This is a genomic window from Kiloniellales bacterium (genome assembly GCA_030066685.1).
GTDB lineage: Bacteria > Pseudomonadota > Alphaproteobacteria > Kiloniellales > JAKSBE01 > JAKSBE01.
Window position 1 is genome coordinate 285,595 of the sequence record JASJBF010000002.1, and the last position, 23,294, is coordinate 308,888.

Annotated in this window: 26 protein-coding genes and 1 other RNA gene; 20 read left to right on the forward strand and 7 right to left on the reverse strand. The window is 68.9% G+C overall.

All coding sequences use genetic code 11. From position 1 onward, the window contains the following. Positions 1-29: 29 nt before the first annotated feature. The 3 genes from QNJ30_03485 to QNJ30_03495 all read right to left on the reverse strand — a co-directional run bounded on the left by QNJ30_03485 (position 30) and on the right by QNJ30_03495 (position 1,930). Positions 30-821, reverse strand: a complete 792-nt coding sequence (locus tag QNJ30_03485; GenBank protein ID MDJ0942496.1) for an inositol monophosphatase family protein — start codon at positions 819-821, stop codon at positions 30-32. 9 nt (positions 822-830) lie between these two features. Further along, positions 831-1,397 carry an elongation factor P gene (gene efp, locus QNJ30_03490; GenBank protein ID MDJ0942497.1) on the reverse strand — a complete coding sequence of 189 codons (567 nt, stop codon included), beginning with the start codon at positions 1,395-1,397 and terminating at the stop codon, positions 831-833. 125 nt (positions 1,398-1,522) lie between these two features. Next, positions 1,523-1,930: a hypothetical protein gene (locus QNJ30_03495; protein MDJ0942498.1), complete on the reverse strand. Its 408-nt coding sequence runs from the start codon at positions 1,928-1,930 to the stop codon at positions 1,523-1,525. A gap of 76 nt (positions 1,931-2,006) precedes the next feature. On the opposite strand from QNJ30_03495, the gene QNJ30_03500 reads away from it, so the two are divergent. After that, the gene (locus QNJ30_03500) at positions 2,007-2,681 is read left to right on the forward strand and encodes a cupin domain-containing protein (protein ID MDJ0942499.1); all 675 of its coding nucleotides are present in this window, start codon (positions 2,007-2,009) and stop codon (positions 2,679-2,681) included. Between the two features lie 28 nt (positions 2,682-2,709). Here QNJ30_03500 and gap read toward each other — a convergent pair whose 3' ends face one another. Genes gap through tkt form a run of 3 tightly spaced genes read right to left on the reverse strand, consistent with a single transcriptional unit; the run spans position 2,710 to position 6,782 of the window. After that, entirely contained in the window at positions 2,710-3,720 is a 1,011-nt protein-coding gene (gene gap, locus QNJ30_03505) for a type I glyceraldehyde-3-phosphate dehydrogenase (protein MDJ0942500.1), read from the reverse strand. A 60-nt stretch (positions 3,721-3,780) separates the two neighbouring features. After that, positions 3,781-4,782, reverse strand: a complete 1,002-nt coding sequence (locus QNJ30_03510) for a fructose-bisphosphate aldolase class I (GenBank protein MDJ0942501.1) — start codon at positions 4,780-4,782, stop codon at positions 3,781-3,783. A gap of 44 nt (positions 4,783-4,826) precedes the next feature. After that, positions 4,827-6,782 carry a transketolase gene (gene tkt, locus QNJ30_03515; GenBank protein ID MDJ0942502.1) on the reverse strand — a complete coding sequence of 652 codons (1,956 nt, stop codon included), beginning with the start codon at positions 6,780-6,782 and terminating at the stop codon, positions 4,827-4,829. A 360-nt stretch (positions 6,783-7,142) separates the two neighbouring features. Between tkt and QNJ30_03520 the strand changes: the two genes are divergently transcribed. The 5 genes from QNJ30_03520 to QNJ30_03540 all read left to right on the forward strand — a co-directional run bounded on the left by QNJ30_03520 (position 7,143) and on the right by QNJ30_03540 (position 9,342). Next, positions 7,143-7,367, forward strand: coding sequence for a hypothetical protein (locus tag QNJ30_03520; protein MDJ0942503.1), 225 nt, complete (start codon positions 7,143-7,145; stop codon positions 7,365-7,367). Position 7,368: 1 nt separating this feature from the next. Beyond that, positions 7,369-7,719: a cell division protein ZapA gene (locus QNJ30_03525; GenBank protein ID MDJ0942504.1), complete on the forward strand. Its 351-nt coding sequence runs from the start codon at positions 7,369-7,371 to the stop codon at positions 7,717-7,719. A 15-nt stretch (positions 7,720-7,734) separates the two neighbouring features. Continuing rightward, positions 7,735-7,892: non-coding RNA, 6S RNA (gene ssrS / locus QNJ30_03530), on the forward strand. A gap of 38 nt (positions 7,893-7,930) precedes the next feature. Further along, positions 7,931-8,533, forward strand: coding sequence for a 5-formyltetrahydrofolate cyclo-ligase (locus QNJ30_03535; GenBank protein ID MDJ0942505.1), 603 nt, complete (start codon positions 7,931-7,933; stop codon positions 8,531-8,533). Next, positions 8,530-9,342: a TIGR00282 family metallophosphoesterase gene (locus QNJ30_03540; protein ID MDJ0942506.1), complete on the forward strand. Its 813-nt coding sequence runs from the start codon at positions 8,530-8,532 to the stop codon at positions 9,340-9,342. The genes QNJ30_03535 and QNJ30_03540 overlap by 4 nt, the downstream gene beginning before the upstream one ends. Positions 9,343-9,349: 7 nt before the next feature. On the opposite strand, the gene QNJ30_03545 is transcribed toward QNJ30_03540, so the two are convergent. Next, positions 9,350-9,646, reverse strand: a complete 297-nt coding sequence (locus QNJ30_03545) for a hypothetical protein (protein ID MDJ0942507.1) — start codon at positions 9,644-9,646, stop codon at positions 9,350-9,352. 232 nt (positions 9,647-9,878) lie between these two features. On the opposite strand from QNJ30_03545, the gene QNJ30_03550 reads away from it, so the two are divergent. The 14 genes from QNJ30_03550 to folP all read left to right on the forward strand — a co-directional run bounded on the left by QNJ30_03550 (position 9,879) and on the right by folP (position 23,286). Next, positions 9,879-10,628: a YebC/PmpR family DNA-binding transcriptional regulator gene (locus tag QNJ30_03550; GenBank protein ID MDJ0942508.1), complete on the forward strand. Its 750-nt coding sequence runs from the start codon at positions 9,879-9,881 to the stop codon at positions 10,626-10,628. Between the two features lie 28 nt (positions 10,629-10,656). After that, positions 10,657-11,184 carry a crossover junction endodeoxyribonuclease RuvC gene (gene ruvC / locus QNJ30_03555; protein ID MDJ0942509.1) on the forward strand — a complete coding sequence of 176 codons (528 nt, stop codon included), beginning with the start codon at positions 10,657-10,659 and terminating at the stop codon, positions 11,182-11,184. Next, on the forward strand, positions 11,181-11,780 hold the full coding sequence (gene ruvA / locus QNJ30_03560; protein ID MDJ0942510.1) for a Holliday junction branch migration protein RuvA: 600 nt from the start codon (positions 11,181-11,183) through the stop codon (positions 11,778-11,780). The genes ruvC and ruvA overlap by 4 nt, the downstream gene beginning before the upstream one ends. Continuing rightward, positions 11,777-12,865 (forward strand): Holliday junction branch migration DNA helicase RuvB, encoded by a 1,089-nt coding sequence (ruvB, locus tag QNJ30_03565; GenBank protein MDJ0942511.1) that lies wholly within the window; start codon positions 11,777-11,779, stop codon positions 12,863-12,865. The genes ruvA and ruvB overlap by 4 nt, the downstream gene beginning before the upstream one ends. Further along, on the forward strand, positions 12,862-13,311 hold the full coding sequence (gene ybgC / locus QNJ30_03570; GenBank protein ID MDJ0942512.1) for a tol-pal system-associated acyl-CoA thioesterase: 450 nt from the start codon (positions 12,862-12,864) through the stop codon (positions 13,309-13,311). Before ruvB ends, ybgC begins: the two co-directional genes overlap by 4 nt. A 2-nt stretch (positions 13,312-13,313) precedes the next feature. Next, the gene (gene tolQ, locus QNJ30_03575) at positions 13,314-14,042 is read left to right on the forward strand and encodes a protein TolQ (GenBank protein ID MDJ0942513.1); all 729 of its coding nucleotides are present in this window, start codon (positions 13,314-13,316) and stop codon (positions 14,040-14,042) included. 13 nt (positions 14,043-14,055) lie between these two features. Next, on the forward strand, positions 14,056-14,511 hold the full coding sequence (tolR, locus tag QNJ30_03580) for a protein TolR (protein ID MDJ0942514.1): 456 nt from the start codon (positions 14,056-14,058) through the stop codon (positions 14,509-14,511). A 4-nt stretch (positions 14,512-14,515) separates the two neighbouring features. Further along, positions 14,516-15,442: an energy transducer TonB gene (locus QNJ30_03585; protein ID MDJ0942515.1), complete on the forward strand. Its 927-nt coding sequence runs from the start codon at positions 14,516-14,518 to the stop codon at positions 15,440-15,442. After that, complete coding sequence (gene tolB, locus QNJ30_03590; protein ID MDJ0942516.1) at positions 15,439-16,776, forward strand: Tol-Pal system beta propeller repeat protein TolB; 1,338 nt, start codon at positions 15,439-15,441, stop codon at positions 16,774-16,776. The genes QNJ30_03585 and tolB overlap by 4 nt, the downstream gene beginning before the upstream one ends. Before the next feature lie 178 nt (positions 16,777-16,954). Next, positions 16,955-17,458, forward strand: a complete 504-nt coding sequence (gene pal / locus QNJ30_03595; protein ID MDJ0942517.1) for a peptidoglycan-associated lipoprotein Pal — start codon at positions 16,955-16,957, stop codon at positions 17,456-17,458. Between the two features lie 210 nt (positions 17,459-17,668). Continuing rightward, on the forward strand, positions 17,669-18,745 hold the full coding sequence (ybgF, locus tag QNJ30_03600; protein MDJ0942518.1) for a tol-pal system protein YbgF: 1,077 nt from the start codon (positions 17,669-17,671) through the stop codon (positions 18,743-18,745). Continuing rightward, positions 18,742-20,088 carry a tRNA lysidine(34) synthetase TilS gene (gene tilS, locus QNJ30_03605; GenBank protein ID MDJ0942519.1) on the forward strand — a complete coding sequence of 449 codons (1,347 nt, stop codon included), beginning with the start codon at positions 18,742-18,744 and terminating at the stop codon, positions 20,086-20,088. Before ybgF ends, tilS begins: the two co-directional genes overlap by 4 nt. Positions 20,089-20,194: 106 nt before the next feature. Further along, a complete protein-coding gene (ftsH, locus tag QNJ30_03610; GenBank protein MDJ0942520.1) occupies positions 20,195-22,129 on the forward strand; it encodes an ATP-dependent zinc metalloprotease FtsH in 1,935 nt (644 codons plus the stop codon). A gap of 77 nt (positions 22,130-22,206) precedes the next feature. Beyond that, positions 22,207-23,286 (forward strand): dihydropteroate synthase, encoded by a 1,080-nt coding sequence (gene folP / locus QNJ30_03615; GenBank protein ID MDJ0942521.1) that lies wholly within the window; start codon positions 22,207-22,209, stop codon positions 23,284-23,286. Positions 23,287-23,294: the final 8 nt, after the last annotated feature.

The window sequence follows — 23,294 nt, forward strand, 5'->3', positions numbered from 1 at the left end:
CAAGTCCCGGCGGCGACAGCCTCCCGACGTCAGCTTTTGAGCAGCTTCATCAGCTCGGCATGCAGCTCGCCGTTCGCGGCGAGCAGGCTGCCGCTGTCCAGGGAGAGGCTGCGGCCGTTCATCTCGGTGACGAAGCCACCGGCCTCGCGCACCAGCAGCCAGCCGGCCGCGAAGTCCCAGGCCGAGAGGCCCCACTCCCAAAAGCCGTCGAAGCGGCCGGCGGCGATGTAGGCGAGGTCGAGGGACGCCGTTCCCCAGCGCCGGACCCCCGCGGTCGCCGCCATGGCCCCGGCCAGTTCGCGGGTGAAGCGGGCGGCGTCGCCGTGGCCCTGGAAGGGAATGCCGGTGGCGAGCAGGCAGTCGCTCAGGCCGCGGCGGCCCGAGACCCGAAGCCGCTGATCGCCGAGGTAGGCGCCGACGCCCTTCTCGGCCCAGAACAACTCTTCCTTTATCGGGTCGTAGACCACGCCGGCGGTGATCTCGCCGCGCTCTTCCAGGGCGATGGAGACGGCGAAGTGGGGCAGGCCATGCAAGAAGTTGGTCGTCCCGTCCAGCGGATCGACGATCCAGCGCTGTTCGGCCTCCGGGTTGTCGTGGCGCCGTCCGGATTCCTCCATCAGGAAGCCGAAGCCGGGGCGTGCCTTGGCGAGCTCCTGGCGCAGCGTTTCCTCGGCGCGCAGATCTGCCGCGGAGACGAAGTCCGACGGCCCCTTGCGGGAGACCTGCAGGTTCTCCACCTCGCCGAAGTCCCGTTTGAGGCCGCGCGCCGCCCGATCGGCGGCCCGGACCATGACGTTGATGACCGCCGATCGCCTGGGCATCGGCTGCGTCTAGTCCTTGGCGCGTTCGACGTAGGACCCGTCCGCGGTGTTGACCACGACCCGGGTGCCGGCCTCGATGTGCGGCGGGACCAGAGTCCGCGTGCCGTTCTCCAGAACCGCCGGCTTGTAGGACGAGGAAGCGGTCTGGCCCTTGACCACGGGATCGGCCTCGGAAATCTCCATCACCACGGTGTCGGGCAGCATGACGCTGATCGGCTCGCCCTCGTAGGATTCGATGGTCACCTCCATACCGTCCTGCAGAAAGCGCATCGGCTCGCCGACCAGGTCCTGGTTCAGGGTGATCTGCTCGTAGCTCTCGTTGTCCATGAAGGTGAGCATCTCGCCGTCGGCGAAGAGGTACTGATAGGGCTTCTGGTCGAGGCGCACGCGCTCCACAGATTCCGAGGAGCGGAAGCGCTCGTTGAGCTTGGTGCCGTCGCGGATGTCCCTGAGCTCGACCTGCAGGTAGGCGCCGCCCTTGCCGGGCTGGGTGTGCTGGATCCGCACCGCCCGCCACAGGCGGCCCTTGTGCTCGACGACGTTGCCGGGGCGGATTGCGTTGCCATTGATCTTCATTGGGTCTGTATCCGGGAAAACTCGGCTCTCGAAAAGCGCGCGGAAGCTAGCAGTTCGGCTCCCGCCAGGCAATTGCCGGAAGGCCCTCCGCGGGTGCTTTCCTGTGCTCTTGTTGAGATAGGAGATCAGGGCCCGGATAGCCAGGCCCTGCAGGCGACATCGGGCGCCGCCTCGGCCGCAAGGTCGAGCGCCTTGAGGCGCCCGGTCACCAGCTCGATCCCTTCGCGCTCACAGATCTCGGCCAGCTGCTTCGCCGCCTTGCGCGAGCCGGTGAAGCGCAGGGCCGGCAGGCCCTGGTCGAGCGCGGCCAGCACCAGGCCCGGCTTGTCGCCGCAGTCGAGCAGGCCGGTGACCGGGACCCCCGGCCGCTCGGCCCGCGACGCCCGCAGCAGCTCGCGGAACCACAGGACTCCGGCGTAGCCGGCGGCCCCGGGCGCCGAGGCCAGGACCACGCCACAGCCCGCCGCCTCGGCCGCCGCGAGGGCGATCCGGGCGTCTTCCAGACAATGCACGATCACGGCCTTTTCTTTCATCCCGGGCTGCATACATACAGCAGGAAACCCGGTTCGGGCCCATTATTATTTGCCGATGCAAGGAGGATCCGCCGCCATGTCCGAGCATGAGATCAACGGCGACCTGTCCAAGCTCGCGGTTGTTCACACGGCCGACATGGAATGGCAGGCGAGCCCCAGTCCCAGCGTCTGGCGCAAGCGCCTGGACCTGAGCGGCCCGCTGGAGGCCGGGCGGGTGACCTCGGTGGTCCGCTACGACGCCGACAGCCGCTTCGCTCAGCACCCTCATCCGGACGGCGAGGAGATCCTGGTCCTCGAAGGAGTCTTCTCCGACGAGCGCGGCGATTACCCGGCCGGCACCTACCTGCTCAACCCCGAGGGCTTCAGCCACGCGCCCTTCTCGCGGGAGGGCTGCGTGCTTTTCGTCAAGCTACGCCAATACCCGGGCAGCGACCGGCGGCAGGTCACCATCGACAGCAAGGCCACCGACTTGCGGGACGGCGAGGTTGCCGGGCTGGAGGTCCTAGACCTCTACGGCGAGCCCAAGCACCCGGAGCGCATCCGCCTGCTTCGACTGGAGCCGGGCGCGATCCTCGACTCCCAGGTCTATCTGGGCGGCCAGGAGATCTTCGTCCTCGAAGGCGAATTGGAGAACGGCGAGCGCAGCTACCGGGCCGGCAGCTGGGCCCGCTACCCGGCCGGCAGCCGCCACGCCCTGACGAGCGAAGGCGGCTGCCTGTTCTACGAAAAGACCGGGCATCTCGTGGTGTAAGCCCGGCCCGGCTTCAGAAGATGCCGCGTTAGATCAGCTTGCCGAGGGCGACCGCGGTGTCGCTCATGCGGTTGGAGAAGCCCCACTCGTTGTCGTACCAGGTCAGGACGCGCACGCAGGTGCCGTCCAGGACCAGGGTCTGGGTCAGGTCGAAGGTCGAGCTGGCCGGGCTGTGGTTGAAGTCGCTCGACACCAGGGGGGCGTCGTTGACGGCCAGGATCCCCGTGAGGCGATTGCTCTCCGCGGCCTCGACCATGGCCGCGTTGACGTCCTCGGCGGTCGTCTCCTTCTTCGCCTCGATGGTGAGGTCGACCAGGCTGACGTTCGGCGTCGGCACCCGGATCGCGGTGCCGTCCAGCTTGCCTTTCAGCTCCGGCAAGACCAGGCCCACGGCCCGCGCGGCGCCGGTCGAAGTCGGGATCATCGAGACCGAGGCGGCCCGAGCCCGGCGCAGGTCCTTGTGCAGGGTGTCGACGCTCGGCTGGTCGCCGGTGAAGGCGTGGATCGTGGTCATGAAGCCGTGCTCGATGCCCACGGTCTGGTCGAGCACCCAGGCGACCGGAACCAGGCAGTTGGTCGTGCAGGAGGCGTTGGAGACCACGTCGTGGTCCGCGGTCAGCCGGTCGTGGTTGATGCCGTAGACCACGGTCAGGTCGGCTTCGCTGCAGGGCGCGGAGACCAGCACCTTCTTGGCGCCGGCCGTCAGGTGCGCGCTCGCGGCCTCCCTGGAGTTGAAGCGGCCGGTGCATTCCATCACCACGTCGATGCCGAGATCGCCCCAGGGCAGCTTGGCCGGATCGCGTTCGCTGAGCACCTTCGTCTCGTGGCCGTCGACCTTGATCGCGGTCTCCATCGCCTCGACCTTGCCGGGGTAGCGGCCGTGGACCGAATCGTGCTTCAGCAGGTGCGCGTTGGCTTCGGCCGAGCCGAGGTCGTTGATCGCAACAAACTCGATGTCCGTGCGCTCGGCTTCCATGGCGGCCCGCAGCACGAGCCGGCCGATCCGGCCAAAACCATTGATCGCAACGCGTAGAGCCATTCTCCTACTCCCTCGGCGGGTTGTCTGTCGGTCGGTTCGAGTTGATCGGCGGGCCCATGCTCAGGCGTAGCTGCCGAGGCTGGCCTGGCCGTTCGCACGGGCGCGCTCCAGAAAGGCCGCCTGGCCGGCCGCCAGGTTCTCGGCCTTGCCGCCCCAAGCCTTGAGCGGCGCCGCCTGGAGGGCCCGCCCGTAGGAGAAGCTGAGCTTCCAGGGCAGGCGCGCCAGCAGCTTGTTCATCGCGTTGAGGTGCAGGGTGGCCTGCTCGTCGCTTTGCCCGCCGGAGAGGAAGACGATGCCGGGGACCGCGGCCGGCACGCAGCGCTGCAGGGTCCGGACCGTGCGCCGGGCGACCTCCTCGACGCCGGCCTGCTCGGGGCAGTCGGCGCCGGAGACGACCATGTTGGGCTTCAGGAGCGTGCCCTCGAGGACGATCTCCTGCTCGGCCAGGGCGGCGTAGACCCGGCGCAGCGTGGTCTCGGTCACCGTCTCGCAGGCGTCGATGTCGTGGCCGCCGTCCATCAGGACCTCGGGCTCGACGATGGGCACCAGGCCGGCCTCCTGGCAGAGCGCCGCGTAGCGCGCCAGGGCGTGGGCGTTCGCGTCTTGGCAGGCCGCGCTGGGCAGGCCGGCGCCGATGCTGTAGGTCGCCCGCCACTTGGCGAAGCGGGCGCCCAGGCCGGCGTACTCGGCGAGCCGGTCGCGCAGGCCGTCCAGCCCTTCGGTGACGGTTTCGCCCGCATGCAGGGCCAGGGGCTTGGCGCCGGAGTCGACCTTGATCCCGGGGATCATGCCGGCGTCGATGATGATCTGAGCCAGGCGCCGGCCGTTGGCCGCCTCTTGGCGGAGCGTCTCGTCGAACAGGATCACGCCACTGATGTGCTCGGCCGCGCCCGCGGTTGTGAAAAGCATGTTGCGGTAGTCGCGGCGGGTCTCGGTGGTCGATTCGACCTGGATGCCGTCGAAGCGCTTCTTGATCGTGCCGGTACTCTCGTCGGCGGCGAGGATTCCCTTGCCGTCCGCCACCAGCGCCTGGGCCGTCTCTGCGAGCTGCGCGATGTCCATCCCTGGTTTCCCCTCTTGGTCTTCCGTCCTTCTCTTCCTTGTCCCTAGAGCCAGCTCTTGACCCGCTCCACCACGGCCTTGGGCGTGATCTGGAAGTGCTGGTAGAGCTCGGGCGCGGGGCCCGAGGCGCCGAAGCCCTCCATGCCGACCACCGTGCCATCCAGGCCGACCCAGCGGTGCCAGCCGAACCAGCCGGCCGCCTCGATCGCGACCCTCAACAGGCCGGGCCCGAGGACCTCGTCGCGGTAGTGCGCCGGCTGTTCCAGGAACAGCTCCCAGCAGGGCATGGAGACCACCGCGGCGTAGATGTTCTCTTCGGCCAGCAGCTTGCGGGCCTCCAGGGCGACCTCGACCTCGGAGCCCGAGGCGATCAGGGTGACCTGCCGCTGTTCGGCCGCCGGGGCCAGGATGTAGGCGCCCCAGGCGCTGTAGTTCTCGGCGAAGGTCTCGGTGCGCAGGGTCGGCAGGCCCTGGCGCGACAGCGCCAGCACCGATGGCTTGTCCGGCGCGCTCAAGGCCAACTCCCAGGCCTCGGCGGTCTCGATGCTGTCGCAGGGCCGGAAGACCCTGAGGTTCGGGATCGCCCGCAGCGCGGCCAGATGCTCGACCGGCTGATGGGTCGGGCCGTCCTCGCCGAGGCCGATGGAGTCGTGGGTCATAACGTAGACCACCCGCTGCTCCATAAGCGCCGAAAGGCGGATCGAGGGCCGGCAGTAGTCGGTGAAGACCAGGAAGGAGCCGCCGTAGGGGATCAGCCCGCCGTGCAGCGCCACGCCGTTCATGACCGCGGCCATGCCGTGCTCGCGAATGCCGTAGTGCAGGTAGTTGCCGCTGAAGTCCTCGGCGCTGACCACCTTGTGCGCCCCGGTCCGGGTGCCGTTGGAGCCGGTCAGGTCGGCCGAGCCGCCGATCAGCTGGGGCAGCTTCTCGACCAGGACCTCCAGGACCTTCTGGGAGGAGACCCGGGTCGCGACCTTGGGGGCCTCGGCGGCGACGGCCTTCTTGAACCCGGCCAGGTCCGCCTGCCAGCCGGCGGCGAGTTCGCCTTTCACGGCGGCCTCGAAGGCCTGGGCCTGGGCCGGCTCGAGCGCGGCGAGGCGCCGATCCCAGGCCTCGGCCTCCGCGGCGCCTCTCTTGCCGGCGGCGCGCCAGGTCTCGAGGATCGGGCTCGGCACCTTGAAGGGCGGGTGGCTCCAGCCGAGCGCCGCGCGGGCGCCAGCGATCTCGTCTTCGCCCAGCGGTGCGCCGTGCGACGAGGCCTTGCCGGCCTTGCTGGGCGCACCGAAGCCGATGGTCGTGCGGCAGGCGATCAGCGACGGCCGGTCGTCGGCCAGAGCCTGCTCGGTGGCCCGGGCGATGGCCTCGGGGTCATGGCCGTCGATCGTCTGGACGTGCCAGCCGTAGGACTGGAAGCGCAGGCCGTGGTCGACCGAATCGGACAGCGAGGTCGGGCCGTCGATCGAGATCCCGTTGTCGTCGAAGAACACGATCAGGCGACCCAGGCGCAGGTGCCCGGCGAGGGCCGCGGCCTCATGGCTGATGCCTTCCATCAGGTCGCCGTCGCTGGCGACGACGTAGGTCCGGTGGTCGACGACGTCGTCGCCGAAGCGGGCGTTCAGCAGGCGCTCGGCCAGCGCCATGCCGACCGCGTTGGCCAGGCCCTGGCCTAGCGGCCCGGTGGTGGTCTCGATGCCCGGGGCAAGCCCGTACTCCGGGTGCCCGGCGGTGCGGGCGCCGACCTGGCGGAAGTTCTTGATCTCCTCCAGGGTCATCTCCGGATAGCCGGTCAGGTGGAGCAGGGCGTAGAGCAGCATCGAGCCGTGCCCGGCCGAGAGCACGAAGCGGTCGCGGTCCGGCCAGTCCGGACGCTCGGCCTGGAACTTCAGGAAGCGCGAGAACAGCACCGTCGCGACGTCGGCCATGCCCATGGGCATGCCCGGATGGCCGCTGTTCGCCGTCTGCACGGCGTCCATGGCCAGCGCGCGGATCGCATTCGCCATATCCTTGTGAGTCGCTCCGGGCGCAGCCCCGGAGTCGGAAAGCCCAGACGGCCTAACGTCCATTGAATGACCTGCCATTTGCTCTGATGCGGCGGGGGCCCGCACCCGTCTCCCCGCGTCCTCGATCCCGAGGCGGCCTTGACCCTGGCCAAGTGGGCATCGGGACCGGTTCGCCGTCCTCCGGGATCACGCCCGTCTTCGGCGCGCAAGATGCCGCCACGGCACTGGAGCGTCAACCGGCATTATCCTTAAGCCGGGGCAGTTGCACCGCGCCCGGTTCGGTTGACCGGCGACCGTGCCAGCGCCTATCCTGCGCGTCGTTGGGTTGGGGAAAATCTCTGGGATTCGGCAGCAGCGAAGATGTCCCGTCTGATCGAAGCAGCGCAGCGTCTGAAGTCGGCGACCGACGCCCTGGAGCAGGTCGCGCTCGAGGCTTCGCCCGGCGCGCAGGCCCCGGACCCGCGCCTGGACGAGGCGCTGGAGCAGGCCCGGCGCGAGAACCAGGAACTGAGCGAGGCCGCGGACCAGGTTGCGGTGCGTCTGGATCGCGCGATCAAGCGGATCCAAGGCTTGCTGGAGACCTGACGTGGCCGAGATCACGCTGACGATCAACAACCGGAACTACGACATCGCCTGCGACGATGGCCACGAGGACCACTTGCGCCGGCTCGGCGCCTATGTCGACCAGAGGGTGAACGATCTGGCCGCCGCGGTCGGCCAGATCGGCGAGCCGCGCCTTCTGGTCATGGCGAGCCTGCTCATCGCCGACGAGCTGCACGAGGCCATGAGCAAGCTCGGTTCGGGCCGGAACGGCGACGGCGAGGCCAATGGCGAGGTGATCGCCGCCTTCGAGGAACGCGAAGTCGAGGTGGCCGAGGCCCTTGAAGCCTGTGCGCAGCGGCTTGAGCGCATTGCCGCGACGCTCGGGACCTCCTAGATAGCTTGTTCATCGGCGGTGCTGCGGGGTGCGTCAGGCCTTTCGATCCCTGGGGCCAATACGACCCTCTAGGGAGCTGTCCCTGCCGGAGCCGTGGTTCCGGTATATGGCGCCCACCTGCGTAAGCAGGCCACAGAGGATGATATCCGGCCAACGGCCTTTGCGGCACCGCTTGTCCCTTTTGCTTTCGAGTCCGATCCGCCTGCAGTCCATGACCAAGACCCTCGAAGCCAAGGCCGCCCTGCGCAGGTCGTCTCGCCAGATCCGGCGCGCGGCCGCGGAAGAGCGGGAGTCGGCCGCGGCGGAGGTCTGTCGGCGCCTGCTCGATGCGCTCGTGATCCCGGCGGAGGCGAGGGTGTCGGGCTACTGGCCGCTGCGTGACGAGCTGGACCCGCGTCCGGTCCTCGAGGCCCTGGCCGCGCGGGGCCGGCGGCTCTGCCTGCCGGTGGTGGTCGAGTCCGGCGCCGCGCTGGTTTTCCGGAGCTGGCGGCCCGACGCCGCCCTGGAGCCGGCGGTTTTCGGCACCCGGGTGCCCGGCCCGGACTGCCCGTCCGTCGAGCCGGACATCCTGTTGGTGCCGCTGCTCGCTTTCGACCGCCGGGGCCGGCGGCTCGGCTATGGCGGCGGCTTCTACGACCGGACCCTGGCCGCTCTGCGCGGGCGCCGTCCGGTGCTCGCGATCGGCCTGGCCTTCGCCGCCCAGGAGGTCGAAGAGGTTCCGGTCGAGGCCGGAGACGAGGCGCTCGATCGGATCGTGACCGAGCGCGAGGTCATCGCGCCGCGGGACCTCCCAGCCGGGCTGGAGCGGGCATGAGGATTCTCTTCTGCGGCGACGTCAACGGCCGCTCGGGACGCGAGGTGGTGGCCGAGCATCTGCCGCGGCTGCGCCGCAAGCTGGACCTGGACTTCGTCATTGCCAACGGCGAGAACGCCGCTGGCGGCTTCGGCATCACCGAGAAGGTCTGCCAGGAGCTCTTCGCCGCCGGCGTCGACGTGATCACCGGCGGCAACCATTCCTGGGACCAGCGCGAGGCCCTGCACTTCATCGGCCGGGAGCCGCGCCTGTTGCGGCCGCACAACTACCCGGAAGGCACACCGGGCCGCGGCGCCGGGGTCTTCGCCGCGCCGGGCGGCAAGAAGGTCCTGGTCCTGAACGTGCTGGGCCGGCTGTTCATGGACCCGCTGGACGACCCCTTCGCCTGCGTCGAGCGGGAGCTCGCCAAGCAGCGCCTGGGCGCCACGGTGGATGCGGCGGTGCTGGACTTCCACGCCGAGACGACCAGCGAGAAGATGACCATGGGGCACGTGGTCGACGGCCGGGTGTCGCTTTGCGTCGGCACGCACACCCACGTGCCCACCGCCGACGCCATGATCCTGTCGGGCGGCAGCGCCTACCTCAGCGATGCCGGGATGTGCGGCGACTACAACTCGGTCATCGGTATGGACAAGGCGGTGCCGATCGCCCGCTTCACCCGCAAGCTGCCGACCGAGCGCCTGGCGCCGGCCAACGGCCCGGGCACGCTCTGCGGGGTCTTCGTCGAGACTTCGGATTCCAGCGGCCTGGCGAAACGCGTCGAGCCCGTCCGCGCCGGCGGCTTGCTGGCGCCAAGCGAACCGGATTGAGGCCGGATCAGGCCTGGCGGCAGCCGTCGATGTGGCTCAGGAAACGCTCGACCTCGTCCTGAAGCGTCGCCGTTTGTCGAGAGATCTCCTCGGCCAGGGTCGATAGCGGTGGGCCATCCCCGATGCCCTGGCCGACGGCCGCTGCGAGGCAGGCCTCCAAGGCGGGCAGGGCGGTCTTCTCCGCAAAGCCTTCGACCAGGCCGGCGGCCCGCTCCAGGCGCCCTTCGATCTCGGCCTGGGTGACCGGGCCCGCTGCACCCAGGGGGTCAGAGGCGATATCCGGAAGTTCTATCTTCGGCTGCATCTGCCCTCGCTTGCGCGGCGCCGGGGCCACGCCGACTTGGGGGTGCAGTCTGGCGGTTCGAACTTAAGCCGGGGTAAAGTCTCCAATTTGCGCTGAATCGCCCGGTATCGCTGGCTCCGGGCGCCCAAATGTCGCCATATTGGTTGACTATCCCTCGACGAAGTCCGAGGTTGTCCACCACAAAATATGGTAAAATTCTCGACTTCACCCCGAGATCTAGATTGGGGCGGCGATGGCCGGTCATTCACAGTTCAAGAACATCATGTTTCGCAAGGGCGCGCAGGACAAGAAGCGCGCCAAGCAGTTCGCCAAGCTGTCGCGCGAGCTGACCGTTGCGGCCAAGACGGGCCTGCCGGACCCGAACATGAACCCGCGCTTGCGCACCGCGATCGCGGCGGCGCGCGCGGCCAACATGCCCAAGGACAACATCGAGCGGGCGATCAAGAAGGCCAGCGGCGGTGACGACGACACCAACTTCGAGGAAATCCGCTACGAGGGCTACGGGCCGGGCGGCGTGGCGGTCATCGTCGAGGCCTTGACCGACAACCGGAACCGGACCGCCTCGGAGGTCCGCGCCGCCTTCAGCAAGCACGGCGGCGCCCTGGGAGAGACCAACAGCGTCGCCTTCATGTTCGAGCGGGTCGGCTCGATCCTCTACGGCGGCGAGACTGCCGATGCCGACAGCATCTTCGAGGCGGCGGCCGAGGCCGGCGCAGACAATGTCGACTCCAACGCCGAGGGCCATGAGATCGTTTGCGCCCCAGAGGTGTTCTCGGAGGTACGCGATTCGCTCGTCGCGCGATTCGGCGAGCCGCGGGAAGCCGGCCTGACCTGGAAGCCGCAGACCACCGTGCCGGTCGACGAGGCTCAGGCCGACGGCCTGATCAAGCTTTTGGACACATTGGAGGACAGCGACGACGTGCAGCGGGTCTCGGCCAACTTCGAAATCGCCGACGAGGTCCTGGCCCGAATGACGGCCTGACCTCGACGGCGGAGGAAGAGGGGAGAGCATGCGGGTGGTCGGTTTGGACCCCGGGCTTCGGCGCACCGGCTGGGGCGTGATCGAGGCCGAGGGCAATCGCCTGCGCCACGTCGCGCACGGCGTGATCGAGGCCGATCCGGTGCAGACCCTGGACCGACGGCTGCGCGAGCTGCACGAGGCCTTGCTGGCGATGATCGCGGCGCAGGCGCCGCAGGAGGCGGCGGTCGAGGAGACCTTGGTCAACCGCAACCCGGACTCGACCCTGAAGCTGGGCATGGCTCGGGGCGTTGCGCTGTTGACCCCGGCGCTGGCCGGACTGGCGGTGACCGAGTACCTGCCGCTGGTGGTCAAGAAGTCGATCGTCGGGACCGGCCAGGCGAGCAAGGAGCAGGTCGCCGTCATGGTCCGCCAGCTGCTGCCGGGTTGCGGCGTACGTACGGCGGATGCCGCCGACGCCCTGGCGGTGGCGATCTGCCACGTCCACCACCGCGCGACGCGGCGGCGCTGGCGCGATCGACCGGTTGCCGAGACGGCGGCCGTGGAGGAGCCGGCATGATTGGCAAGTTGACCGGCCTGGTCGATTCCACCGACGAGGATCACATGATCCTCGACGTCGGCGGCGTCGGCTACCTAGTCTTCGCCTCGGCCCGAACCCTCGGCCGGCTGCCGGCCAAGGGCGGCGGCGTCAGCCTGCTGATCGAGACCCACGTCCGCGAAGACCAGATCCGGCTCTACGGCTTCATCGACCGGGCCGAGCAGGACTGGTTCTGCCTGCTGCAGACCGTTCAGGGTGTCGGCGCCCGCCACGCCTTGGCGATCCTCTCGGCCCTGCCGCCCCAGGAGCTCTCCAAGGCCATCGCTGCGCAGGACAAGGCGGCGCTCGCCAGGGCCAACGGGGTCGGCCCGAAGCTGGCCGGCCGGGTCGCTGCCGAGCTGCGCGAGAAGGTCGACGCCGTCGCCCTCGGCCCGGTGCTGGTGGCGACCGAAGGCGGCGTCGAGACAACCACCGAGGACGCGGTCTCCGCCCTGGTCAACCTGGGCTACCGGCGCAGCGAGGCCTTCGGTGTCGTGGTCGAAGCCAGCCGCCGCCTGGGCGCCGAGGCCGGGGTCGAGACCCTGATCCGTGAGGGCCTGAAGGAACTGGCGTCATGACCGATCCCCGCCCCGACGCCCGTCCCGACGCCCGTCTCGTGGGCCCTGAGACCGGCACCGCCGATCAGGCCGAGGCCAGCCTGCGGCCGCAGCGCTTGGAGGACTTCGTCGGCCAAGCGCGCTTGCGCGAGAACCTGCGGGTCTTCGTGCAGGCCGCCGCCGCCCGCGGCGAGGCCATGGACCATACCCTGTTCTTCGGCCCGCCGGGGCTCGGCAAGACCACCCTGGCGCAGATCGTCGCGCGCGAACTGGGGGTCGGCTTCCGGGCGACCTCGGGGCCGGTGATCGCCCGCGCCGGCGACCTAGCCGCGATCCTGACCAACCTCGAGCCGCGCGACGTGCTCTTCATCGACGAGATCCACCGCCTCTCGCCGGCGGTCGAGGAGATCCTCTACCCGGCGATGGAGGACTTCCAGCTCGACTTGGTGATCGGCGAGGGACCGGCGGCCCGCTCGGTGCGGATCGAGCTGCCGCCCTTCACACTGGTCGGCGCGACCACCCGCTCCGGACTGCTCACCACGCCGCTGCGCGAGCGCTTCGGTATCCAGCAGCGCCTGGAGTTCTATTCGGCCGAGGAGCTGGGCGGCATCGTGCGCCGCGGTGCTTCGGTCCTGGGTGCGGAGATCACCGCCGAGGGCGCCGAGGAGATCGCGCGTCGTTCCCGCGGCACGCCGCGCATCGCCGGCCGGCTGCTGCGCCGGGTCCGCGACTTCGCCGCGGTCGACGGCGAGGCCTGCATCGACGCCGAAGTCGCCGACCGCGGTCTGCGCCGGCTGGACGTCGACCGCCTGGGCTTCGACGCCATGGACCGACGCTACCTCGGCTGCATCGCCGAGAACTACGGCGGTGGCCCGGTCGGCGTCGACACCCTGGCCGTCGCCTTGGCCGAGCAGCGCGACGCCTTGGAAGAAGTCATAGAGCCCTTCCTGATCCAGCAGGGCCTGGTGCAGCGCACGCCGAGGGGCCGGGTCCTGACCGCCTCGGGCTACGGCTACCTCGGCCTGCCTGCCCCCGATCGCGGTCTCGATCAGCTCGACCTCCTGGGCGCCGAGGCCGTCGGCGACGACGGGGAGGGGCCGGCATGATCGAGGCCCTGTCCGGACGCTTCGACGGCGTGGAGCATGTCATGCCGCTGCGGGTCTACTACGAGGACACCGACGCGGCGGGCATCGTCTACTACGCCAACTACCTGAAGTTCGCCGAGCGGGCGCGGACCGAGATGCTCCGCCTGCTCGGCATTCACCAGCGCAGCATGTCCGAGGACTACGGCCTGGCCTTCGCGGTCCGGGACTGCAGCGTCGACTACCGCCGGCCGGCCCGCCTGGACGATCTGCTCGAGGTGCGCTCGCGCCTGGTCAAGCTGAGCGCCGCGGCGGCGCGCGCGGTCCAGCGCATCACCCGCGAGGGCGAGCACCTCGCCAGCGTCCGGGCGCGGATCGCCTGCATCCGCCTCGACGGCAAGCCGTCGCCCATCCCGCAGCCCCTGCGCCGGGCGCTGCTCCCCTTTTGCTTTCCGGAAGAACGGGTTTAGCCATGCCAAACGAATCGGTCGATAGCCTCACACTGGGCGGCTCCGCCGCCAGCGATCTGACGGTCTGGGGGCTGTTTCTCGAAGCCGACATCGTGGTCAAGATCGTCATGATCATCCTGCTGTTCTGTTCGTTCTGGACCTGGGCGATCATCTTCGAGAAGATCTCGCGGCTGCGCCGGCTGCGCTCCCGCGCCGAGGACTTCGAGGAGTCCTTCTGGTCGGGCGGCTCGCTGGACGATCTCTACGACCGCCTCGACAGCCGGCCGACCGATCCCATGTCGGCTCTCTTCGTCTCCGCCATGCGCGAGTGGCGCCGCTCGATCGCCAAGGGCCTTGCCGCTTCGGAGCAAGCCCGCAACGGACTGCAGCAGCGCGTCGAGCGGGTCATGGGAATCACCCTTGGCCGCGAGATGGACCGCCTGGAGCGGCACATGACCTTCCTGGCCTCGGTCGGCTCGGCGGCGCCCTTCGTCGGCCTCTTCGGCACGGTCTGGGGCATCATGAACGCCTTTACCTCGATCGCCGCCTCCAAGAACACCAGCCTTGCGGTGGTCGCGCCGGGCATCGCCGAGGCGCTCTTCGCGACCGCCCTCGGCCTGGTCGCGGCGATCCCGGCGGTGATCGCCTTCAACAAGCTGTCCAACGACCTGGGCCGCTATGCGGCGCGCCTCGAGGCCTTCCAGGTCGAGTTCGGGGCGATCCTGTCCCGCCAGATGGAGGAGGCCCGCTAGCATGGCAGGACCTATGATCGCCAGTAGCCGCGGCAGCGGGCGGGCAGCCCGCTACCGGCCCATGGCCGAGATCAACGTGACACCCTTCGTCGACGTCATGCTGGTCCTGCTGATCGTCTTCATGGTGACCGCGCCGCTCTTGACCGTCGGCGTGCCGGTCGATCTGCCGAAGACCCAGGCCAAGACGATCTCGGACCCGGAGGAGCCGCTGGTCATCAGCGTCGACGCGTCCGGCGAGATCTACCTGCAGGACAGCCAGATCGAGATCGAGAACCTGGTGCCCCGGCTGGTCGCGATCACCGAGAACAAGCCGGACACGCGAATCTTCGTGCGCGGCGACCAGTCGATTTCCTACGGCCAGATCATGGAGGTCATGGGCACGGTCAACTTCGCCGGCTTCCGAAGGGTCGCCCTGATCGCCGAGATGCCGGGGACCCGAAAGCCCAAGAAGGGCAAGAAGGACGGCTGAGCCCATGCGCGGTGGCATGATCTCCTCGACCCTGCTGCACCTGGCGGTGCTGATCGTGATCGCGGTCGGCCTGCCGGACTTCGGCCGGGACCTGGAGGTCGCGCCGCCGATCCCGGTCGAGATCGCGACCATCGACGATCTGACCCGCCCCAAGCCGAGCAAGACGCAGAAGCCGGAGCCCAAGGTCGCGGAGGTGGAAGAGCCGCAGGAGATCCCCGACGCGCCGCCACCGCCGCCGCGCCCGGTGGCCGCGCCGCCACCGCCGCCCGAGCCAGCCCCGGAGCCGCAGCAGCAGGCGGCGCTGCCCGACCCGACGCCGCCGGAGCCGACCCCGGAGCCCGAGCCGGAACCTTTGCCCCTGCCCGAGCCCGAGGCGAAGCCCGAGCCTAAGGAAGAGGTCAAGGAGAAGCCGAAGCCGAAACCGCCGGCGCCCCGACCGAACCGCAAGCCGCAGGTGAAGCTGGCCAAAAAGCCCGAGAAGAAGAAGGAAGAGCCGAAGGAGGATCGGCTGGCGTCGATCCTGAACAACGTCGACCAGCTGAAGAAGGAAATTCCTACGCCCAGCGAGGAGAAGAAGCAGGAGGCGCCGCAGTCCCGACAGCAGGTATCGGCTCTTGATCAGAGAGTGACGATCAGCGAGAAGGACGCGATCATTCGGCACGTCTCACGTTGCTGGAACGTACCGGCTGGGGCGCGAGATGCGGAGAAGCTGATTGTTGGGCTCCGGGTCTACCTCCATGTCGATGGCACGGTCCAACGAACCCAGATTGAAGACCTATCGCGTCTTAGAGATCCCTTCTTCAGAGCCGCTGCCGAAGCGGCCGACAGGGCGGTGAGGCGTTGCAGCCCTCTGCCTACGCCGAATAAGGACTACAGCGCTTGGCGAGTCATGCTTCTCAATTTCGATCCGTCGGAGATGTTGGGACAATGAAACACTTGGTACATCGGAAGATGGCGGTCGCCATCCTCGGCCTCCTCGCTCTTGCGGTCTTCGGTTCGCCCGTGCGGGCCGAGCTGCGGATCGACATCACGCGTGGCATCGTCGAGCCGATACCGGTGGCGGTGACCGAATTTTACGGAGACGAGGCCGAGCAGGCGCAAATCGGCCGCGATATCGCAGGTGTGATCGCCGCGAACCTCGAACGCTCCGGCCTGTTTCGGCCTGTCGACAAGCGTGCCTTCATCCAGGACGCCGAGAGCCTGCGTGCCGCACCGCGTTTCGCCGACTGGCGCCTGATCAACGCCCAGGCGCTGGTCAACGGCAGCATCCAGCAGCAGGCCGACGGCCGGCTCAACGTCGAGTTCCGGCTCTGGGACGTCTACGCCGAGAAGCAGATGACCGGCTTTGCCTACTTCACCACGCCGACCAACTGGCGCCGGATCGCCCACATCATCTCCGATGCGATCTACCAGCGCCTGACCGGCGAGGACGGCTACTTCGACACCCGGGTCGTCTACATCGCCGAGAGTGGCCCGCAGACCCGGCGCATCAAGCGCCTGGCGATCATGGACCAGGACGGCGAGAACCACCGCTTCCTGACCGACGGCGGCTCGCTGGTGCTGACCCCGCGTTTCTCGCCGACCAACCAGGAGATCACTTACGTCTCCTACATCGGCAAGATCCCGCGGGTCTATCTCTTCAACCTGAACACCGGCCAGCGCGAGGTCCTGGGCGATTTCCCGGGCATGACCTTCGCGCCGCGCTTTTCGCCCGACGGCAACGACGTGATCATGAGCCTGGCCCGCGACGGCAACTCCGACGTCTACGTCATGGACCTGCGGACCCGCAGCCTGCGGCGCCTGACCAACCATCCCTCGATCGACATCTCGCCGTCCTTCTCACCGGACAAGTCGAAGATCATCTTCAACTCCGACCGGGGCGGCAGCCAGCAGCTCTACGTCATGAACGGCGACGGCTCGGGCGTGCGCCGGATCAGCTTCGGCAAGGGCCGCTATGCGACCCCGGTCTGGTCGCCGCGCGGCGACCTCATCGCCTTCACGCGGATTCATCAGGGCCAGTTCTACGTCGGCGTCATGCGCCCCGACGGCTCGGGCGAACGCATGCTGGTCAACGACTTCCGGATCGAGGGGCCGACCTGGGCGCCGAACGGGCGCATCCTCGCCTTCTTCCGGCAAGGTCAATCCAATGAAAGGGGCCAAGTTTCGACCAAGCTGTACACAATAGACCTCACCGGTTATAACGAACGCGAAATGATCACGCCTATCGATGGCTCCGACCCGGCGTGGTCTCCGCTCAATCCTTAGGGGGATGGCGGATCATGCAGATCCGCTTCGGCATCTCCCTAATCCCCCCGGCACCGCCGTCCCAAATTCCAATAAACGGCAGCCGGATCAAGGAGCAGCCCGTGCTTGACAAGGACTCACGTGGTGCGGGACATACACTGCTCATTCGCTTCCCCGGATGGTTCTGAGAGGGTAGACAATGCGGTTCAAAGTACTCAGCATGTTTGCAGCCTTGTTGCTTTTGGCTGCCTGCGAAACGCCTAAAGAGGAGACCACGTCCAGCACCACGACGGCGACGGAAGCCCCGTCGACGCCGTCGGAGCCGGTCACGCGGGACACGGTTCAGCCGGGATCGCAGGAGGACCTCATCGACAAGGTCGGTGATCGCGTCTTCTTCGACTTCGACAAGTACGATCTGAAGCCCGAGGGGCGCAGCACGGTCGAGGCCCTGGCGGCTTGGCTGAACTCCTTCCCGGCGGTCACCCTGACCCTCGAGGGTCACGCCGACGAGCGTGGCACGCGCGAATACAACCTCGCTCTGGGCGAGCGCCGTGCCAATGCCGTCAAGGACTACCTGATCGCCCTCGGCATCAACGCCGGACGCCTGACCACAATCAGCTACGGTGAAGAGCGGCCGGCGGTTCCGGGTTCCTACGAGGAGGCCTGGGCGCAGAACCGGCGTTCGCAGTTTGTCGTCAACTGATAGGCTGCCGACGACGAAAGCTGACGCTGAGTGCCACCCTGCCGGCTCGATCGCCCGTCGATGAGCCGCAGGGTGGCCTCTTGCGTTTTGGGGCCTTGCGTTGCAAGTGCTTGCATCGAGGCGCGGATGCCACAATTTTGCCCACAACCCCGGCTAGATTTGGCACTCCCTTGAAAGGCGACGATGGATCGAACAGCGACGATGCCCGAGATGCCTGAGCCCAGATTGCCCCGTCCCCAAGCGATCGGAGCCCGCCTGCGCCCCGCCCTGGCCATGCCCCTGCTGGCTGCGACGGTGCTCCTGGCGGTCGGCAGTTCCGGTGCCGTGGCGCAAAGCAGCGACCTGCAGAACCTGATCCAGCGGGTCGACCGGCTGCAGCGCGAGATCTCGACCTTGCAGCGGCAGGTCTATGCCGGGGGCGAGGTTCCGCAGCCGGCGCCGGGTGCCGGCGCGGCGATCGCGCCCGGCGAGGACGTCAAGCCGGTCGTCGCCGCCCGGCTGCATACCCGCATCAACGAACTCGAGAACCAGCTGCGGAACCTGACCGGACAGATTGAGCAGGCCAACTTTGAGGTCAGCCAGGTGGCGGCGCGCCTCGACAAGCTTGTCGGCGACGTCGACTTCCGCTTGCGGGAACTGGAAGCCCGCCTGGGCGGCGGCTTCCCGGCGGAAGGCGGCCAGGGCGGCCCGGCCCTGGGGGCGGCCCCGGCCGGTCAGCCCGGCGGCCTGGCAGCCGCGGACCCGGCAACCCCGCAGGTCCTGGGCGAGGTGCCGCGTGCTCAGGTCGAGGCGCTGCGTTCGGGCCAGGGCCAGGGCCAAGGACAGCCGACCTCGCTGGCGCCGCAGACCGGGTCGGTCGCGGCGGCAGCGCCGGCGCCGAGCGGCGGCGGCCTGCCCGGCAGCTCGGTCAAGGCCGACTACGACTACGCCTTCGGCTTGCTGCGCCAGGCCAACTACGTCGAGGCCGAGTCGGCGCTGAAGGACTTCCTGGAGCAGCACGCCGACGATCCTCTGGCCGGCAACGCCAAGTACTGGCTCGGCGAGACCTACTACGTCCGCGGTGACTTCCGCCAAGCGGCGGTGACCTTCGCCGAAGGCTTCCAGCGCTACCCGGAGAGCACCAAGGCGGCCGACAACCTGCTCAAGCTCGGCATGTCTCTGGCGCAGCTGAACAAGAAGGACGACTCCTGCGGCGCCTTCAGCGAGCTGCTCAAGCGCTATCCGGATGCCTCGGGAAGCGTGCTCCAGCGTGCCTCCCTAGAGCGGGAACGCCTGGGCTGCAAGTGACCGGCCAAGACCCCGCTGCCACGGCCGAGACCGGGCCCGTCAGCGCAGCGGAGTTCGCCGATCTCATCGAATCCCTGGGACCCTTTGGCGCGGCACCGCAGCTTGCGGTGGCGACCTCCGGGGGCAGCGACAGTCTGGCCTTGGCCGTCCTGAGCCACGATTGGGCGGTGGCGCGGGGTGGCGCGGTCCAGGCGGTGACCGTGGATCATCGCCTGCGGCCCGGCTCGGCGGCCGAGGCGCTCCGGGTCCGGCGCCTGCTTCGGCCGCTGGGCATCGCACACAGGATCCTGACTTGGCGCGGCCCGGTTCCGGCCGCCAACCTGCAGGCGGTGGCGCGGGCCGCCCGCTACCACCTTCTTCTGGATCACTGCGCGCGCAGCGGCACCTTACACCTGCTGCTGGCCCATCACCGCGACGATCAGGCTGAGACCCTGCTGCTGAGGCTCGGGCGCGGCAGCGGCCTCGACGGACTGGCGGCGATGTCGGCCAAGGTCGCGCTGCCTCAGGCCGTGGTGCTGCGACCGCTGCTGGCGCTGCCGCGACAGCGCCTGGCGGCGACCCTGCGGGCCCGTGGAATCGACTGGATCCAGGACCCAAGCAACGTCGACACCGTCCATGCCCGGGTCCGGCTGCGCCGGCTCCTGCCGGCCCTGGCGGAGGAGGGGCTCAGCGCCGGACGCCTGGCCGCGGCCGCGGGGCACTTGGGGCGCGCCCGGGCGGCTCTGGAAGGGGCGGTGGCCGCGCTCCTGGCCCGGGCGGCCCGGATCGACCCGGCCGGCTACATCCGCCTGGACCCGCGTCCGCTGTGTGCCGCCGAGGCGGAGGTCGGGCTGCGCGCCCTGGCACATGCCGTGACGACCGTCGGCGGCCGGCCCTACACGCCGCGCTGGGAGCGGCTCAGCAGCCTCTTCGCCCGGATCGCCGAGGCCGGATTCCGCGGCGCGACTCTGGGCGGCTGCCGAATTCTACGCCGCGGCGACGTTCTGTTGATCGCTCGCGAGGCCGCGGCCGTAGAGACTCTTGAAGTGCAGCCCGGCTCCCAGGTGCGCTGGGATGGACGCTTCGAAATATCACTGTCCCGGGGCATCGAGCCTACACCCCTGCGTATTGGAGGTCTCGGCAAGGCGGCTTGGGAGGAGCTGGTGGGCGCCCGACCTGAGCTCCGCATGGTGCCTCTGCCGGCACCGGCCCGGGCTGGATTGCCCGCGATCTTTGACGCTTTAGGGTTAAGAGAGCTACCCCATATGGGTTATAAACGAAAGGGGTCCAAAGGGGTCTTCGTGAGGACATGCAACTTCGCGCCTTCTGCCGCGCTCACGAGTTCTGGCTTTACTGTTGCTTAGAGCCTGTGGGACATTATCTACTGGCACAGAGGGAGCGAAACGCCGGGCAGTGGACTGGGCGCAAAATGCGCTCGCCTTAGCCCAGGCGCTTTAAGGAAACGGAACTGTGAATCTCAGCCGTAACGCCGTACTCTGGATCGCAATCGTCCTGCTTTTGTTCACGCTGTACCATCTCTTCCAGAGCGGGCCCGGCGTCGGGCACGCTCCTAAAGAGGTGCCGTATTCCGACTTCCGTGCCGCCGTCGCGGCGGGGCAGGTGAGCAACGTCACCATGCAGGGCGACAAGCTCACCGGCGAATTCAAGGACCGCGGCAGCTTCAAGACGGTCGCGCCGCCGAACGATGCTGGCTTGGTCGACCTCCTGAACGACAACGGCGTCGAGCTGACGGTCAAGTCTCCCGAGGAGATGAGCCCGCTGCTCAGCATCCTCATCACCTGGTTCCCGATGCTTCTGTTGATCGGCGTATGGATCTTCTTCATGCGCCAGATGCAGGCCGGCGGCGGCAAGGCTATGGGCTTCGGCAAGAGCCGAGCGCGCCTCCTGACCGAGAAGACCGGCCGGGTCACCTTCGACGACGTCGCCGGCATCGACGAGGCCAAGCTGGAGCTGGAGGAGATTGTTGAGTTCCTGCGCGATCCGCAGAAGTTCCAGCGCCTGGGCGGCAAGATTCCCAAGGGCGTGCTGTTGGTCGGCCCGCCGGGGACCGGCAAGACCCTGCTGGCCCGGGCCATCGCCGGCGAGGCCAACGTGCCCTTCTTCACGATCTCCGGTTCGGACTTCGTCGAGATGTTCGTCGGCGTGGGCGCCAGCCGCGTTCGCGACATGTTCGAGCAGGCGAAGAAGAACGCGCCCTGCATCATCTTCATCGACGAGATCGACGCCGTCGGACGCCACCGCGGCGCCGGCCTGGGCGGCGGCAACGACGAGCGCGAGCAGACCCTGAACCAGCTCCTGGTCGAGATGGACGGCTTCGAGTCCAACGAAGGGGTCATCTTGATCGCCGCGACCAACCGGCCGGACGTGCTCGACCCGGCGCTGCTGCGCCCGGGCCGCTTCGACCGCCAGGTCGTGGTTCCCAACCCGGACATCCTGGGCCGTGAGAAGATCCTGCGCGTCCACATGCGCAAGGTGCCGCTGGCGCCCGACGTCGACCCGCGCACCGTGGCCCGGGGCACCCCCGGCTTCTCCGGAGCCGACCTCGCCAACCTGGTCAACGAGGCGGCCCTGCTAGCGGCCCGCGCCGGCAAGCGGGTGGTCACCCAGGCCGACTTCGAGAACGCCAAGGACAAGGTCCTGATGGGCACCGAGCGGCGCTCCATGGTCATGTCCGAGGAGGAAAAGGAGCTCACCGCCTACCACGAGGCCGGGCACGCCCTGGTCGGCCTCTACGTGCCCGGCAACGATCCGCTGCACAAGGTGACCATCATCCCGCGCGGCCGGGCCCTGGGCGTGACCATGAACCTGCCCGAGCGCGACCGGCTCACTTTCAAGAAGAGCGAGATCGAAGCCAAGCTGGCCATGATGTATGGCGGCCGGGTCGCTGAGGAGCTGATCTACGGCGACGAGAACGTCACCACCGGCGCCGGCAACGACATCCAGCAGGCGACCAACTGGGCCCGGCGCATGGTCACCGAATGGGGCATGAGCGGCAAGCTCGGCCCGCTGCGCTACAACAACGACCAGGAAGAGGTCTTCCTCGGTCATTCCGTGGCGCGTTCCCACAACATCTCCGGCGACACCGCGAAGATCATCGACCAGGAGATCCGGCGCCTGATCGACGAGGCCGAGTCCCTAGCGCGCAAGGTCCTGACCGAGCACATGGACGAGCTCCATCTCCTGGCCAAGGGCCTGCTCGAGTACGAGAGCCTCTCCGGCAATGAGGTGGATCGGATCATCAAGGGCGAAGAGCTGGACCGCAGCGAAGACACCGGGACCGAGCCGCCAAGCGGCCGCAAGAGCTCGGTGCCCTCCAGTGGCCGCGCCAGCTCCGGCAAGGACTCGCCCGGCGGGCTGGAGCCGGAGCCGCAGCCCGGCAGCTGAACGCCCCTTCGATAGGAATAGAAGCCTCCGCGGCCCCGCTTCCCGGCGGGGCCGCAGGTCGTTATAACCCTGCGGTCATGGGCTCGATCTATCTCCGACCCCTGGGCCTCGACGCCGCGGCGTCGGCCGCGGAAGGTCTGCCGCTCGCCGGCGGACCCTTGCGGTTCGCGGCGGCCGAGGTGGCGTGGCGTTCGGCGCCCGGCCCCGCCGAGCGGGAGAGCCTGCCCCTCGGCGAAGCCCTGGCCAGGGTCGCTGCCGAGGCCGGCGACGAGGCCGGCGCGAGTCTGCGCGACCGCCTGAGCCGGGCGCGCTCGGCCTTCGCCGGCCTGGCCCTGGACCGGACCCGGATCATGGGCGTGATCAACGTCACTCCGGACAGCTTCTCCGACGGCGGCGACCGCTTCGATCCCGGCCGGGCCGTCGCCGACGGGCAGGCGATGCTCGCGGCGGGCGCGGACATCCTCGATGTCGGCGGCGAGTCGACCCGACCCGGTGCGGCACCGGTCGAGCCGGCCGAGGAGCAAGGCCGGGTCCTGCCGGTGATCCGGGCGCTCGCCGCCGAGGGCGCCGTGGTCTCCATCGACAGTCGCAATGCCGCCACCATGGCCGAGGCCCTGACCGCCGGCGCGGCCATCGTCAACGACGTCAGCGCCCTGACCGGCGATCCGCGGAGCCTGTCCCTGGTGGCGGAGGCCGGCTGCGGCGTCGTCCTGATGCACATGCAGGGGGCGCCCCAGACCATGCAGCAGGCGCCGCGCTACGACGACGTGGTCCTGGATGTCTACGATTTCCTGCAGGCCCGTCTCGAGGCCTGCCTCGAAGCCGGCATTCCGCGCGCTGCCGTGGCCGTCGATCCGGGCATCGGCTTCGGCAAGTCCCTGGCCCACAACCTGGCCCTTCTGGAGTCGCTGGCGATCTTCCACGGCCTCGGCTGCCCGATCCTGCTCGGCGTCAGCCGAAAGAGCTTCATCGCCCGGCTTGCCGGTGAGGCGCCGCCCAAGGCGCGGCTGCCCGGTTCCCTGGCCGCGGCGCTGTCCGGCCTCGCGCGCGGTGTCCAGATCTTGCGCGTGCACGACGTCGCCGAGACGGTGCAGGCGGTCCGGGTCTGGGAGGCGATCCGCGCCGCGCCGCCCGCCACGGAATCGCCCAAGACTTGACCCCTTGG

Excerpts from the sequence above, each read along its gene's own strand:
- QNJ30_03485 (MDJ0942496.1), bottom strand. The coding sequence starts at position 821 with ATGCCCAGGCGATCGGCGGTCATCAACGTCATGGTCCGGGCCGCCGAT.
- efp (MDJ0942497.1), bottom strand. The coding sequence starts at position 1,397 with ATGAAGATCAATGGCAACGCAATCCGCCCCGGCAACGTCGTCGAGCAC.
- QNJ30_03495 (MDJ0942498.1), bottom strand. The coding sequence starts at position 1,930 with ATGAAAGAAAAGGCCGTGATCGTGCATTGTCTGGAAGACGCCCGGATC.
- QNJ30_03500 (MDJ0942499.1), top strand. The coding sequence starts at position 2,007 with ATGTCCGAGCATGAGATCAACGGCGACCTGTCCAAGCTCGCGGTTGTT.
- gap (MDJ0942500.1), bottom strand. The coding sequence starts at position 3,720 with ATGGCTCTACGCGTTGCGATCAATGGTTTTGGCCGGATCGGCCGGCTC.
- QNJ30_03510 (MDJ0942501.1), bottom strand. The coding sequence starts at position 4,782 with ATGGACATCGCGCAGCTCGCAGAGACGGCCCAGGCGCTGGTGGCGGAC.
- tkt (MDJ0942502.1), bottom strand. The coding sequence starts at position 6,782 with ATGGCGAATGCGATCCGCGCGCTGGCCATGGACGCCGTGCAGACGGCG.
- QNJ30_03520 (MDJ0942503.1), top strand. The coding sequence starts at position 7,143 with ATGTCCCGTCTGATCGAAGCAGCGCAGCGTCTGAAGTCGGCGACCGAC.
- QNJ30_03535 (MDJ0942505.1), top strand. The coding sequence starts at position 7,931 with ATGACCAAGACCCTCGAAGCCAAGGCCGCCCTGCGCAGGTCGTCTCGC.
- QNJ30_03540 (MDJ0942506.1), top strand. The coding sequence starts at position 8,530 with ATGAGGATTCTCTTCTGCGGCGACGTCAACGGCCGCTCGGGACGCGAG.
- QNJ30_03545 (MDJ0942507.1), bottom strand. The coding sequence starts at position 9,646 with ATGCAGCCGAAGATAGAACTTCCGGATATCGCCTCTGACCCCCTGGGT.
- QNJ30_03550 (MDJ0942508.1), top strand. The coding sequence starts at position 9,879 with ATGGCCGGTCATTCACAGTTCAAGAACATCATGTTTCGCAAGGGCGCG.
- ruvC (MDJ0942509.1), top strand. The coding sequence starts at position 10,657 with ATGCGGGTGGTCGGTTTGGACCCCGGGCTTCGGCGCACCGGCTGGGGC.
- ruvA (MDJ0942510.1), top strand. The coding sequence starts at position 11,181 with ATGATTGGCAAGTTGACCGGCCTGGTCGATTCCACCGACGAGGATCAC.
- ruvB (MDJ0942511.1), top strand. The coding sequence starts at position 11,777 with ATGACCGATCCCCGCCCCGACGCCCGTCCCGACGCCCGTCTCGTGGGC.
- ybgC (MDJ0942512.1), top strand. The coding sequence starts at position 12,862 with ATGATCGAGGCCCTGTCCGGACGCTTCGACGGCGTGGAGCATGTCATG.
- tolQ (MDJ0942513.1), top strand. The coding sequence starts at position 13,314 with ATGCCAAACGAATCGGTCGATAGCCTCACACTGGGCGGCTCCGCCGCC.
- tolR (MDJ0942514.1), top strand. The coding sequence starts at position 14,056 with ATGATCGCCAGTAGCCGCGGCAGCGGGCGGGCAGCCCGCTACCGGCCC.
- QNJ30_03585 (MDJ0942515.1), top strand. The coding sequence starts at position 14,516 with ATGCGCGGTGGCATGATCTCCTCGACCCTGCTGCACCTGGCGGTGCTG.
- tolB (MDJ0942516.1), top strand. The coding sequence starts at position 15,439 with ATGAAACACTTGGTACATCGGAAGATGGCGGTCGCCATCCTCGGCCTC.
- pal (MDJ0942517.1), top strand. The coding sequence starts at position 16,955 with ATGCGGTTCAAAGTACTCAGCATGTTTGCAGCCTTGTTGCTTTTGGCT.
- ybgF (MDJ0942518.1), top strand. The coding sequence starts at position 17,669 with ATGCCTGAGCCCAGATTGCCCCGTCCCCAAGCGATCGGAGCCCGCCTG.
- folP (MDJ0942521.1), top strand. The coding sequence starts at position 22,207 with ATGGGCTCGATCTATCTCCGACCCCTGGGCCTCGACGCCGCGGCGTCG.